This window comes from Cupriavidus sp. YR651, assembly GCF_900101625.1.
Classification (GTDB): Bacteria; Pseudomonadota; Gammaproteobacteria; order Burkholderiales; family Burkholderiaceae; genus Cupriavidus.
In genome coordinates this window covers 526,551-539,796 of record NZ_FMYZ01000001.1, presented here as the reverse complement: position 1 = coordinate 539,796, position 13,246 = coordinate 526,551, and the positions used below count along the sequence as shown (strand labels likewise).

The window sequence follows — 13,246 nt, the reverse complement described above, 5'->3', positions numbered from 1 at the left end:
GCCTTGCCGCGATGTTTCCAGACCCGGTGGCCGCACCGGCGCCGGGCACGCAACTAATGTGTGTCGAGCGGCTGTCCGTGACGTTCGGGGAGGGCGAGCACGCCACGCGCGCGGTGCGTGACATCAGCTTCGACCTGCGCGCTGGCGAGCGCTACGCGCTGGTGGGCGAGTCGGGGTCCGGCAAGACTGTCACCGCGCTCGCCATGCTGCGGCTGGTGGAGGACGCGCGCTATCAGGGTGCCGTTCGTTTCGAAGGCAAGGATCTGATGCAGGTGTCCGATCGCGAAATGCGCGGCATCCGTGGATCAGAGATCGCCATGATCTTCCAGGAGCCGATGACGGCCCTGAACCCGCTCTACACCGTCGGCAACCAGATCGTGGAAACGCTGGCGCTGCACGAAGGGCTGGATCGCCGCGCGGCGCGTGACCGGGCGATCGCGCTGCTGGAGCGCACCGGCATCAGTGATGCCGCCAACCGCTTCAACAGTTTTCCGCACCAGCTATCGGGTGGGCAGCGACAGCGCGCGATGATCGCCATGGCGCTGGCCTGCCGGCCCAAGCTGCTGCTGGCGGACGAACCTACCACGGCACTGGACGTGACCATCCGCGCCCAGATCCTGGACTTGCTGCGCGATCTCCAGGCGGAGTTCGGCATGGCCGTGATGCTGATCACGCACGACCTGAATCTGGTGCGCGCCTTTGCCCAGCGCGTGGGCGTGATGGAAAAAGGCGTGCTGGTGGAGACCGGTGTCACGTCCGAGGTCTTTGCCAGCCCCAAGCATCCCTATACCCGCAAGCTGATCGACAGCCGGCCTAAGCGCGAAGTGCTGCCGCTGGTGCCGCTGGCGCCGGTGCTGCTGGAAACCGACGGGCTATGCGTCAACTACGCGAAGAAGCGCCCCGGGCTTGCCGGCTGGTTCATGAAAGAGCAGTTCGTGGCGGTCAAGGACGTCGATCTGCAATTGCGCGAAGGCGAGACCGTCGGCATCGTCGGCGAATCGGGCTCCGGCAAGACCACGCTGGCGCATGCGGTGCTGGCCCTGCAGCGCAAGAGCGGCGGCTCGATCCAGTTTCTCGGCAAGAGTTTCGATGCCTGCACGCACAAGGAGCGCAGTTCACTACGGTCCCGGATGCAGGTGGTGTTCCAGGATCCGTTCGGCTCGCTGTCGCCGCGGATGACGATCGAGCAGATCGTGGGCGAGGGCCTGGCGCTGCATCAGCCGGGGCTGTCGCCCGAAGCCATGCGCGAGCGTGTCATCGAGGTGCTGCGCGAGGTGGGGATGGACCGGACGGCGCTTGGCCGCTACCCGCACGAGTTCTCGGGCGGCCAGCGGCAGCGGATCGCCATCGCCCGCGTGCTGATCCTGAAGCCGCAGGTGCTCGTCCTGGATGAGCCGACTTCGGCACTTGATGTCTCCATCCAGCAGCAGGTGCTGGCGCTGTTATCGCAACTCCAGCACAAGTACAACCTCAGCTATCTCTTTATCAGCCATGATCTGGCCGTCATCCGGGCCATGGCACATCGGGTCATCGTGATGAAGAACGGGGAAGTCGTGGAGTCGGGCGAAACGGAAACCGTGCTCGGCGCACCGCAGCATGCGTATACGCGCAAGCTGATGGCGGCTGCCCGGTTGGGGGCGGGTTGAATGATGTGCGTCGCAACACGCACACGGCATTCTAGTTAGCACATTCCGTTTATGCGGAATGCGAGAAAAGAGATACGTTTTTTGCGCTACTTCATTGATTTGATGGCGCTTTCACGGGAATTTGTAACCATCTTTGACATGTCAAGGGTAGTCCTTTACCATCCCGCGATAGCTATTTTTGGGGGTGGTTCGTCCGCCGCTTGCAGGCCTTTGGGAAGGCCACCTGTGCTCGCGGCTGGTGCAACTGTGCTGGCGTACTTTTTGCGTACGATCCGCCCTGATGTCTTTCGACTGTCCGGCAATGTCTGACATGCCGGTCAGAATAGTCCGATCATCAGGAGAACCAATGCAGCGAACGGTACTTCATTCCCTGGCGAACGCAGCCATTGGAATTGCCATTGCCTGCGGTGCGACTGTGTCGAATGGTGTGCTGGCGGATACGGTCTTCAAGGACCCCGACGCCCGGATCGATGCCCGCGCGGAACCGAGCGCGGATGCCCATCCGGAAGGCAAGCGTGGCTTGCTGTCGTCGGTCATGAATTCCACCAGCAACGTTGCCAGCAAGGCTGGCGACCTGGTCATGAACGCTCTGGGTCTGATTGGCGTGCGTTACCGCTTTGGCGGTAACAGCCCCGAATCCGGCCTGGACTGCAGCGGCTTTGTCCGCTACGTGTTCAATGACACCTTCGGCTTCATGCTGCCGCGCCGATCCGTAGAAATGAGCCAGGTGGGTACCACCGTGGCCGCCAACGACCTGCGTCCGGGCGACCTGGTGTTCTTTAACACCATGCGCCATACGTTCTCGCACGTCGGCATTTATATTGGCGACAACAAGTTCGTGCACGCGCCGTCCACCGGCAGCAAGATCCGTGTGGACGACATGCGCGCTGCCTACTGGACCACCCGCTACAATGGCGCCCGCCGTATCGACGATTCGTCGCGCGGCTCGGCCAACAGTGGCATGGGCAGCATGGTGGAGACGCTCAAGCGTTTCGATCCGAATGCTCAAGGCCGGTCGCTTTATGGCGGCTGAGCCTGGCTGGGTCAGAAAGAAAAAGGACTGCTTCGGCAGTCCTTTTTTTCGTCCATGCGCGCCGTGGCGATGTGACATTTGAGACATATACCCCACTAAAGGGTGACATGCTCTGTCATCGAGGGTGACGCGTTCTGTCAGGCTTTGTCGCAATGATGTGACAACTATTGTTGGCTGGCATCTCGCGTTATTGGGTGGCGACCGTTCCCGTGGCGGCTGGACGGCCGCGCGCCGCGACGAGTTTTTCGCGGAGGGTGGCCAGCACTGCCGCCGTTGCCTGTTCTCCGGCCAGGATCGCGCGATTGCGCGCCGTGAAGTCGCTGCCGCCCATATCGGGCAGGTCGGGGCGGATCACGACGTCGGCCCGCGCCAGCGCCATCTTGTTGATCGACTGGCCCATGATGGCCGTGGTCTGCAGCAGCACGCCGCTCTGACCGCCATTCTTCTGGCTTGAGGGCTCGGCGGAGATATTCACTGCGATCACGAAGTCCGCACCCATCTCGCGTGCCGAATCCACCGGAACGGGTTCCACAAGTCCGCCATCCACATAGTCGTGCCCCTGGATCGAAACCGGCTGGAACACGCCAGGCACGCTACTGGATGCGCGCACGGCCTGGCCCGTATTGCCGCGCCGGAACAGGATGCGCTCGCCGGTCTTGAGGTCGGTAGCCACGATGCCCAGCGGCAACTTCATCGCTTCGATCGGGCGATTCTTCACCAGCCGGTTGACATAGTTCTGCAGCGCCTCGCCCTTGAGCCAGCCGCCGAACTTGGTGCCGAAGGGCAGGGCCCAGTCGGCGATGGCGGCTTCGTCCATGGTCAGGGCCAGCTTGTTAAGCGTGAAGCCGTCCATGCCCGACGCGTAGAGTGCCGCGACCACGGAACCGGCGCTGGTGCCCGTGACAATGTCGGGCTGGATGCCTTGCGCCTCCAGCGCCTTGATCACGCCAATATGGGCGAAGCCGCGTGCGGCACCGCCACCCAAGGCCAGTCCGATGCGTATCGGGCGCGGCGGAATGGTGGCGACGGGTGGCACGGTGCCGGTCGTCGTCGGGAGCGTGGGAGTCGGTTTCGGGCCGGTGGAGCAGGCAGCCAGCAGCATCGCCGCCGACGCGCCCAGGGCATTGCGCAGGAAGTGGCGTCGTTTCATCGAGGGTTGGGAATCGTCAGGAAGTGATGCCTCTGGCATCTGCGGGCCGTCGCCTTGCGTGCGGCTGAGTCTGAGACCGGTGGCAGCATAAATGATTCCTTGGCCGAAGGGGAGGCAGTCGGGGCGCTATAATGCCGCGTTAACCGAATCCGGCCTGCGCGCATCCGTGCGCGGGCCTTTTTGTTTCTCCCAGACATGACACAACGCGTCCGCACCCGCTTCGCGCCGAGCCCGACCGGCTTCATTCACCTCGGCAATATCCGCTCCGCACTCTATCCGTGGGCCTTTGCCCGCCGCATGAAGGGCGACTTCATCCTGCGCATCGAGGACACCGACGTTGAGCGCTCGTCCCAGGAAGCGGTCGACGTGATCCTGGAGAGCATGGCCTGGCTCGACCTCGATATCGACGAAGGCCCGTTCTATCAGATGCAGCGCATGGACCGCTATCGCGAAGTCGTGCAGCAGATGATGGACGCCGGGCTGGCGTACCACTGCTACATGAGCACGGAGGAGCTGGACGCTCTGCGCGAAGCCCAGCGTGCGGCCGGCGAGAAGCCTCGCTATAACGGCTTCTGGCGTCCGGAGCCGGGCAAGGTTCTGCCCGAGCCGCCTGCTGGCGTACAGCCCGTGGTGCGCTTCAAGAACCCAATCGGCGGTAGCGTGGTCTGGGAAGACGGCGTGAAGGGCCGCATCGAGATTGCCAATGACGAGCTGGATGACCTGGTGATCGCCCGTCCGGATGGCACGCCTACGTACAATTTCTGCGTGGTCGTGGATGACCTCGACATGAAGATCACGCACGTGATTCGTGGCGACGACCACGTCAACAACACGCCGCGCCAGATCAACATCATCCGCGCGCTGGGTGGTGACGTGCCGGTCTACGCGCACCTGCCGACCGTCCTGAACGAGCAGGGCGAAAAGATGAGCAAGCGGCACGGCGCCATGCCCGTGACCGGCTATCGCGACGAAGGCTATCTGCCTGAGGCCGTGCTGAACTACCTGGCCCGCCTGGGCTGGGCGCATGGCGACGCGGAAATCTTCTCGCGCGAGCAGTTCGTCGAGTGGTTCGACCTGGAGCACCTGGGCAAGTCGCCGGCGCAGTACAACCCGGAAAAGCTTGCCTGGCTGAACAACCACTACATCAAGATGGGCGACAACGCGCGTCTGGCCGAGCTGACGCGTCCGTTCATCGAGGCGCTGGGCGGTAAGGTGGAAGGCGCAAACCTGCCGGACGTCATCGCACTGGTCAAGGATCGCGCTAACACGCTGAAGGAAGTGGCCCAGACCGCGATCCTGTTCTATCGCGGCGAGCCGCAGCCGGAGGCGGCATTGGTCGCCGAGCATCTCACTGGCGAGATTCGTCCTGCGCTGCAGGCACTGGCCACGCAACTCGCGGCGCTGCCCGAGTGGAAGCGTGAGGCCATCAGCGCGACGTTCAAGGCTGTGCTGGCCGAGTTCGGTCTGAAAATGCCAAAGCTGGCGATGCCGGTACGGCTGCTGGTGGCAGGGCAGCTGCAGACGCCGAGCATCGATGCCGTGCTGGAGCTGTTCGGCCGTGAGGTTGTGTTGCGCCGCCTGGCCGCGGTGTAAAAAAGTGCGGAAAAGTCTCGGCGGGGGCTTGCGCTCCGACCGAGACTTCAGCATAATCTCGTTCTCCCCACTGCACGGTGAAAGCCAAGCGGACTGGCTGAAAGGCCGGAGAAGTTAGCGGAACGGGGGCTTGCAAAACGGTGTGGTTGCTTTATAATCGCCGCTTCGCCAGAAACGCAGTAAATCTGGTGGTTAGCAAGTAGCAGTAAATGACAGCAACATTGGGGCTATAGCTCAGCTGGGAGAGCGCTTGCATGGCATGCAAGAGGTCAGCGGTTCGATCCCGCTTAGCTCCACCAAGTTTCTGTCCCCTTCGTCTAGAGGCCTAGGACATCACCCTTTCACGGTGAGTACAGGGGTTCGAATCCCCTAGGGGACGCCAGAAAAATGGACGTAATCAAACGTCCGCTTTGTCGTCCGGAGCGAAGCTCCAGATGGCAACCGACTATGGAGTGGTAGTTCAGTCGGTTAGAATACCGGCCTGTCACGCCGGGGGTCGCGGGTTCGAGTCCCGTCCACTCCGCCAAAACTGAACCCGCTTGGGTAATACCAAGCGGGTTTTTCTTTGGGTGAGAGGTGATTATCTGATAATCACTTCGCGGTTTTCTTCAAGGCAATATGTTGCGTGTCGGAAGAATATCGAGATATAATCGCGGCTTCGCGTCAGATGCGATTATGCAGTACCAAGGGGCTATAGCTCAGCTGGGAGAGCGCTTGCATGGCATGCAAGAGGTCAGCGGTTCGATCCCGCTTAGCTCCACCAGGATTTCGAGGCACCGACCCAGCAAAAAAGGTGCTTCAAGCTGAAAAAAGTCTGCTAGAATAGCCGACTTCGCAGCGCAGACGGAAACGTTGCAACAAGTTTCTGTCCCCTTCGTCTAGAGGCCTAGGACATCACCCTTTCACGGTGAGTACAGGGGTTCGAATCCCCTAGGGGACGCCAAAACAACAGAACGTAATCAGACGTTCAGTTTGTCGTCCGGAGCATGGCTCTGGATGGCACCGACTAAGGAGTGGTAGTTCAGTCGGTTAGAATACCGGCCTGTCACGCCGGGGGTCGCGGGTTCGAGTCCCGTCCACTCCGCCAAAACTAAGCCCGCATGGTGAAAGCCATGCGGGTTTTTCTTTTGTGCTTCCGATTTGGGACCCCCGGGTTTGCGAGGCCCGGGCTGCGGATGTGTTGGCCGGGACAACACGCCATTGGCGTGGAATCTTGTCCGCAACTAATGCGATGACGATTCGTCTCTGACCATCGCTGGCAATTTGCTGATCCGCATGAAATACCGGACAAGCAACGTTCCGGCCACCGCCAGGCTGACACTGTTCGCCAGCCAGAAGCCTGACGCACCGCGCGTGAAGGCCGGCAGCGCCTCGATCAAGCCAAAACCCATCACGTAGCCGCCCCCTAGTCCCACGCCCCATAGTGACGCTGCATAGATAAGCGTCGGGATCAGCGCGATCTTGTAAGCACGGAGGATAAAGGCGCTCATTACCTGCACTGCGTCGAATGCTTGATAGAAGGCGACGAACAGCATCAGCGGCAGCGCCTTGGCCACCACGGCCGGATCCTTTGCATAGGCGTGCAGGAGCGGCTCGCGCAGGAGCCAGAGCAGGGCGCCCGTGACCAGTGCCAGCCCCGCGCCGAAACGGATGCCGCGCCAGGCGATACGCCGTGCGCCGGCCAGATCTCGAGCGCCGATCGACTGCGCGACCAGTGTCGAGGTGGCGATCGAGAGCGATAACGGCATCATGTAAGCGACGGCACTGAGGTTTGCGATGATCTGGTGACCCGCCAGCGTCTCGGTGCCCATGCGCGTGATGAAGATCGACATCAGCGTGAAGGACGTGATCTCGATGAGGTACGTGAGCCCCATCGGCACGCCTAGCCGTAGCAGCGGACGGACCTTCTCCCACTTCGGCCATTCCCAGCCGGCAAAGATCGCTAGCGGCTGGTAAGCCGCGCCATGCCGCAGGATCATCAGCCCGGCGATGCACCAGATCCAGCTGATCAGCGACGATGCCAGCGCACAGCCCGGACCGCCCATCGGCGCCACGCCGAAGCCACCATGAATGAACCAGGCGTTGAGCGGGATCTTGATGGCCAGCCCCGCCAGTTGCAGGACCGTCACCATGATCGGCCGCGACAGCGCATTGTTCAGCGCCATATAGATACGGAAGCCCAGCGCGGCCGGTAGCCCGAACGCGACGATATGCAGGTAGCGGGAAGCCTTGTCCACCAGCTCGGGCGGCGCCTTGGCAAATGCAAGCAATGGCTCGGGGAACAGTAGCAGCAGCATGCCGGGGATCGCCAGCGCCAGGCCGAGCCATGCGGCCTGGCGGACTTCACTGCCGATTTCTACCGTGCGTCCCGCACCGTAGAGCTGCCCGGCGATGGGCGCCAGTGCCTGCAGCACGCCCATCAGGCTGATATAGACCGTGATGTAGATGGACCCGCCGAGGCCAACCGCGGCAAGGTCTGCCGCGGAGGCACGGCCGGCCATGACCGTATCGATGACACCGAAGGCCACCACGGCCAGTTGGCCAACCAGGACCGGTGCGGCCAGGTTGGCAATCCGACGAATATCCTGCAGCGCGCTGCTCATTGTTCTTGTCAGGTGGGGTCCCGCGTGCGCGGGCGGGACGAGGGGCGACTGCCCGGATCAGGGCTGGGGTGGCAGACGGCGCGGCAACGTGGGGCGCGGTGTCGTAATGCGCGATGTATCCACCAGCCGGTACATGCGGAAGCGCTCGTCGCGGTCCGCCGGCCGGCGGCCTTCCCAGATCAGGCGCCATTCAAAATGGGAGATGCTGCTCGGTGTGCCGTAGTCGACGGCATCGTGCCGCAGCAGCACGTCGCAGCCATCGCTCGGACCGCCAAAGCGGATGTGGCCGAAGAACGCGAACGACGCGAGTTGGGCATCGCCCATGCGGATCGGCTGCACACACGTATAGGTCGAGGGGAGTGCCATTGACGCGGCCTGTGCGACATCGCGATAGGTCTTGCCGTAGTTGATCGACGGCAGCCACAGCGTCATGGCGATGACCCACATCAGCGTCGTGCCTGCCGCGGAGATCACCACCGGACGCCAGATCTGCTTGGGCGCGCGCGACAGGCGCCAGCGCACGATCAGCACCCAGGCCAGCGTGACGGCCAGCGCGATGGCCACCGCGCTGATCGTAAACGTGTGCTGGAAGCCGGGAATCAGACGGAACACATTGTTGGCGATACGTGGCGGCCAGCCCGTGGTCTTGGCGATCCACATGAACCAGACGAAGCCGCCGAAGATCGTGAAGAACAACAGGGCAAACCAGTCGATCGCATTGATCGCGCCGCGCGTCAGCGTGGGCAGGGCAAATGCAGCCAGAATCGCCATCGGCGGTAGCAGCAGGATGAACTGCACGTCGCCGGGATTGCGTTGCAGCACCAGCAGCAAGAACAGCATGGCCAGGATCGACAGCGGCAGCGTCACGTGGGGTGCGCGCCGCATGCCGCGCCACGACAACCACGCCCAGGCGGCGATTGGCCAGACGGGCCAGGCAAAGAGGAAGAAGTTGCGGGCAATGAAGCCGATGGTGAATACCGATGGCGCGCCATACGTACGGCGGTCGTAGCGCGACCATTCACGGATGTAGGTCACGCCGTTGATGGAATCGCTGGCGCCGAAATAAACGGCAGCCATCCAGGCCATGACGATCACCAGTGCGATCGGGAGCCCGATCCCCATCAGGCGCTTCAGCGGCACCGGCTTGCAGACCGCACCCGCCACCAGTGTTGCCGCCAGCAGTGCCGCCCCCAGGATCGGGCCGCTGGCCAGGACCAGCGCACCCAGGCCGGCGCCAAACCACAGGCTGCCCTGCACGGGCTTGTCGAGGCTGCGCACCATCCCGTACAGCATGAAGGCGATGAAGCAGACCTGGCCGACCTGTGCCGTGGTCTCATGACCACGCATCGCCAGACCGACGCAAGCCAGGAAGATCAGCAGCGCGCCGTCCGCCAGGGCGCGGCCATAGGATCGTGCATCGGGCTGGCCTCCGAAGGCGAATGCGAACGGCTGCACCTCATCGCGCCGGCCGAGCAGGTAAGTCGTGTACCAGATGAACGCGCAAGTCGCGAAATAGAACAGCGCAGTGGAGATGCGCGAGGCATCGGGTGCGCCGAGCCAGCCGCCGAACAGCCGGATCATGATGCCGCCGACCCAGAACACGAGGGGGCCGTCCTCGCTGAAGGGACGGCCGACGATATTCGGCATCAGCCAGTCCTGCACGCCGCCGGTGGCCAGTTGCCACATCACGCCGAAGCCCGCCGCGTCCTCGTTTTTCCAGGGGTCGCGGCCAAACAGGCCGGCCAGTCCGTAGATGATGCAGATCGCCAGCAGCAGCGCACGGGGCAGGGCACCGGTGGCGGCGGCGGTCAGATGGACGGGAGAGGTCTTGGCTTGACTCATCGGCAGGTGGGATCAGGCATGTGGCCATTCATGCGGCCACAAATGCAAAGAGGCAGCCGATGCTGCCTCTTTGTCAGGTCGCGCGCCGCAGGAGCATCCGTCCTGGCGTGCGCGGCAGTCGCTCGGAAAGCGTGCGCGATTACTTCTTGATCGCGCTCAGCTTGCTGCCGAACTTCTGGCGGAACTTCTCGACGCGGCCGGCCGTGTCCATGATCTTCTGGGTGCCGGTGTAGAACGGGTGCGATTCCGACGACACTTCGATCTTGGCGAGCGGGTAGGTCTTGCCTTCGTGTTCGATCGTGTCCTTGGTCTGGATCGTCGAGCGGGTCACGAACTTGAAGTCGTTCGACACGTCGTGGAACAGGACTTCGCGGTAATTCGGGTGAATGCCTTCTTTCATGGTGCTTCCTTTCAGGTTGGGTAGCCAGTTCGCTGGGTGTGCCGGTCGCGCTGATGCTTGCGGCGAGCGAACCACTTGCCGATAACGGGCAAACCGGGATTATGGCAGAAAAACAAAGACTTGGGTAAGGAGACGCGCGATATCGCCCGGACGCGACACTAGTGGGCAACGGCATCTTACGCATCACTTTTTCGCAGGATCCTGCCGGTAAAACGTGGCGAGCGCGTCATAGAGCGCGGGCCAGTGCTGATGCAACCCTCCTGGTTCGACGAAAAATGTCTCGGACGCCACCGCGAAGAACTCGCTCGGCGCTTCGCAGCCGTAGGGATCGATGACGCGCAATCGAGGCGGCAGGCGGGCCGGATGGTCCCAGGCGGAATCGGGCAGCGCATCGCAGGCCTCGGCAAACGCATCGTACTCGCTCAGGAGCGTTTCGGCCCATTGGGCGGCATCCACGCCGGGATGCAGCACGCGCGAAAACGGCGGTACACCGTCGGGTTCCCCGTCCAGCATGTCGAGCTTGTGCGCAAACTCGTGAATCACCACGTTGTACGCATCGGCTGTCAGACCGTCAGCATCCAGGCCCGCGCCGGGCGATTTGACGTCCTGCCAGGACAGGATCACAGGGCCGTGCTCCCAGGCTTCGCCACTGGCTTCCTCTTCTACACCGTGCACCAACCCGATATCGTCCTCGACGGTTTTGCGGATCAGGAACTCGCCCGGATAGAGGACGATGCCGTGCCAGCCGCGATACCACTCGATACCGAGTTTCAGGATTGGCACGCAGGCCTGGACGGCCACGCTGACCACCATCTCGTCGGTCAGCGGCAGGTCATGCGCGGTGGAGTATTCCTTGCTGGCGATGAATAGCGTGGCCAGTTCGCGCAGCGCGGCCAGGTCGTCGGCATCGTAGCGTTGCACGAAGGGCAGGGCTGCTACCGTGCGCGTCCACAATTCGTCCGGAATCGCATAGTGCTCGAGCTTGCGGGCCCTGGATCGTGCGCGCAGGAAGCTGGTCAGTTTGCCAAACATGGTCTCGCGAAAGAGGAAACAAAAAAGGCGCACCCAAGGGTACGCCTTCTTGCTGTGCAGGACTAGCTGCGAGGGTCAGCCACCCCGACGCATCATGTCGAAGAACTCCGCGTTATTCTTCGTCGGCTTCATCTTGTCCAGGATGAATTCCATGGCCTGTACTTCGTCCATGTCCGAGATGAACTTGCGCAGGATCCAGATCTTCTGGAGGATTTCCGGCTTGATCAGCAGTTCTTCGCGGCGCGTGCCCGACTTGTTCAGGTTGATGGCCGGGTAGACGCGCTTTTCCGCCAGACGGCGTTCCAGGTGCACTTCCATGTTGCCGGTGCCCTTGAACTCTTCGTAGATCACGTCGTCCATGCGGCTGCCCGTTTCGATCAGCGCGGTGGCGATGATGGTCAGCGAGCCGCCTTCTTCCAGATTCCGCGCGGCGCCGAAGAAGCGTTTCGGACGTTGCAGCGCGTTGGCGTCCACACCGCCGGTCAGCACCTTGCCCGATGCCGGCACCACGGTGTTGTAGGCGCGCGCCAGACGCGTGATCGAATCCAGCAGGATCACCACGTCGCGCTTCAGTTCCACCAGGCGCTTGGCTTTCTCGATCACCATTTCAGCCACCTGCACGTGGCGGATGGCGGGTTCGTCAAACGTGGACGCCACCACTTCGCCGCGCACGGAGCGCATCATTTCGGTCACTTCTTCCGGGCGCTCGTCGATCAGCAGCACGAAGAGGTCCGCTTCCGGATGATTGTTGGCGATGGCATGCGCCACGTGCTGCAGCATCACGGTCTTGCCGGATTTCGGCGATGCCACCAGCAGTGCGCGCTGGCCGCGGCCGATCGGGGCGATCATGTCGATGATGCGGCCGGTGATGTTTTCTTCGGCGCGGATGTCGCGTTCGAGGATGAGCGGCCGGTTCGGATGCAGCGGCGTCAGATTCTCGAACATGATGCGGTTCTTCACCGCTTCGGGCGGCTGCCCGTTGACCTTGTCCACCTTGACGAGTGCGAAGTAGCGCTCGCCATCCTTCGGGGTGCGCACTTCACCTTCGATCGAGTCGCCGGTATGCAGGTTGAAGCGGCGGATCTGCGAGGGGCTGATGTAGATGTCGTCCGTGCTGGCCAGGTACGACGTTTCCGGCGAGCGCAGGAAACCGAAGCCATCGGGCAGAACTTCCAGCGTGCCGTCTCCGTAGATGGTTTCGCCCATCTTGGCGCGCTTCTTCAGGATCGCAAACATCAGTTCCTGTTTGCGCATCCGTTGTGCATTGTCGATCTCGAGCGTTGCCGCCATTTCGAGAAGCGCAGACACGTGAAGCGATTTGAGTTCTGTCAGGTGCATAGACGAGGGGTACAGAAGGGCCCGGACGGGCAAGACCTAAGGGAAGGGGGAAAGACTGAGCGAACGCTCGGGGAAGTTGTTGGTGGCATCTTAGCACAATCCGGCCGCAGCGCCAGGGCTGGCGCGCATAGGCCGGATTGTGGTTGCCGGGGTGCCGCGCCTGGCGGGCCCCGGCGGGCGGCAAATTACAGGTTGCCGTCCAGGAACGCGGTCAGCTGCGACTTCGACAGTGCGCCAACCTTCTGTGCAGCCGGCTCGCCGTTCTTGAACAGGATCAGCGTGGGGATGCCGCGAATGCCGAACTTGGCCGGCACTTGCTGGTTCTCGTCGACGTTGATCTTGGCGATCTGCACCTTGTCACCGTAGTCGCGCGCAACTTCGTCCAGGATCGGGGCGATCATCTTGCAAGGACCGCACCATTCGGCCCAGAAGTCCAGCAGGACGGGCTTGTCGGACTTGAGGACGTCGGACTCGAAAGATGCGTCGCTCACATACTTGATTTGTTCGCTCATGGCGGAAAACCTCTGGTTTCGCTCAGTTTATGTTGAAGGCTGGAAACTGCTAATGGGTCGAACCGCTACCATACACGAGATTCCGCGGCTTCGCCGG

The 13,246-nt window shown here is 62.5% G+C and carries 10 protein-coding genes and 6 tRNA genes; 9 read left to right on the top strand and 7 right to left on the bottom strand.

Annotation, left to right across the window (positions count from 1 at the left end; genetic code table 11):
* The first annotated feature begins 11 nt into the window (after window positions 1-11).
* The gene (locus BLR29_RS02355) at window positions 12-1,646 is read left to right on the top strand and encodes an ABC transporter ATP-binding protein (RefSeq protein WP_369804560.1); all 1,635 of its coding nucleotides are present in this window, start codon (window positions 12-14) and stop codon (window positions 1,644-1,646) included.
* Between the two features lie 346 nt (window positions 1,647-1,992).
* A complete protein-coding gene (locus tag BLR29_RS02350) occupies window positions 1,993-2,679 on the top strand; it encodes a C40 family peptidase (protein WP_092134322.1) in 687 nt (228 codons plus the stop codon).
* 187 nt (window positions 2,680-2,866) lie between these two features.
* Here the strand turns inward: BLR29_RS02350 and BLR29_RS02345 are convergent, their stop codons facing one another.
* A complete protein-coding gene (locus BLR29_RS02345; RefSeq protein ID WP_092134321.1) occupies window positions 2,867-3,829 on the bottom strand; it encodes a patatin-like phospholipase family protein in 963 nt (320 codons plus the stop codon).
* Between the two features lie 195 nt (window positions 3,830-4,024).
* Here BLR29_RS02345 and gltX point away from each other — a divergent pair, with 195 nt between their 5' ends.
* From gltX to BLR29_RS02310, 7 genes are all read left to right on the top strand, one after another.
* A complete protein-coding gene (gene gltX, locus BLR29_RS02340; protein WP_092134319.1) occupies window positions 4,025-5,422 on the top strand; it encodes a glutamate--tRNA ligase in 1,398 nt (465 codons plus the stop codon).
* A gap of 223 nt (window positions 5,423-5,645) precedes the next feature.
* Window positions 5,646-5,721, top strand: a tRNA-Ala gene (locus BLR29_RS02335).
* A gap of 7 nt (window positions 5,722-5,728) precedes the next feature.
* Window positions 5,729-5,804: transfer RNA gene (locus tag BLR29_RS02330), tRNA-Glu, on the top strand.
* Between the two features lie 67 nt (window positions 5,805-5,871).
* A tRNA-Asp gene (locus BLR29_RS02325) sits at window positions 5,872-5,948 on the top strand.
* 161 nt (window positions 5,949-6,109) lie between these two features.
* A tRNA-Ala gene (locus BLR29_RS02320) sits at window positions 6,110-6,185 on the top strand.
* A gap of 104 nt (window positions 6,186-6,289) precedes the next feature.
* Window positions 6,290-6,365, top strand: a tRNA-Glu gene (locus tag BLR29_RS02315).
* 67 nt (window positions 6,366-6,432) lie between these two features.
* A tRNA-Asp gene (locus tag BLR29_RS02310) sits at window positions 6,433-6,509 on the top strand.
* Window positions 6,510-6,645: 136 nt separating this feature from the next.
* Here the strand turns inward: BLR29_RS02310 and BLR29_RS02305 are convergent.
* The 6 genes from BLR29_RS02305 to trxA all read right to left on the bottom strand — a co-directional run bounded on the left by BLR29_RS02305 (window position 6,646) and on the right by trxA (window position 13,149).
* Window positions 6,646-8,025 (bottom strand): MATE family efflux transporter, encoded by a 1,380-nt coding sequence (locus tag BLR29_RS02305; protein WP_092134318.1) that lies wholly within the window; start codon window positions 8,023-8,025, stop codon window positions 6,646-6,648.
* Window positions 8,026-8,082: 57 nt separating this feature from the next.
* Window positions 8,083-9,867 (bottom strand): ArnT family glycosyltransferase, encoded by a 1,785-nt coding sequence (locus BLR29_RS02300; protein ID WP_092134316.1) that lies wholly within the window; start codon window positions 9,865-9,867, stop codon window positions 8,083-8,085.
* A gap of 139 nt (window positions 9,868-10,006) precedes the next feature.
* Complete coding sequence (locus tag BLR29_RS02295) at window positions 10,007-10,267, bottom strand: type B 50S ribosomal protein L31 (RefSeq protein WP_092134315.1); 261 nt, start codon at window positions 10,265-10,267, stop codon at window positions 10,007-10,009.
* A 183-nt stretch (window positions 10,268-10,450) separates the two neighbouring features.
* Window positions 10,451-11,299 carry a M90 family metallopeptidase gene (locus BLR29_RS02290; protein ID WP_092134313.1) on the bottom strand — a complete coding sequence of 283 codons (849 nt, stop codon included), beginning with the start codon at window positions 11,297-11,299 and terminating at the stop codon, window positions 10,451-10,453.
* 75 nt (window positions 11,300-11,374) lie between these two features.
* Window positions 11,375-12,637, bottom strand: a complete 1,263-nt coding sequence (rho, locus tag BLR29_RS02285; RefSeq protein WP_092134312.1) for a transcription termination factor Rho — start codon at window positions 12,635-12,637, stop codon at window positions 11,375-11,377.
* A 185-nt stretch (window positions 12,638-12,822) separates the two neighbouring features.
* Complete coding sequence (gene trxA / locus BLR29_RS02280; RefSeq protein ID WP_092134310.1) at window positions 12,823-13,149, bottom strand: thioredoxin TrxA; 327 nt, start codon at window positions 13,147-13,149, stop codon at window positions 12,823-12,825.
* Window positions 13,150-13,246: the final 97 nt, after the last annotated feature.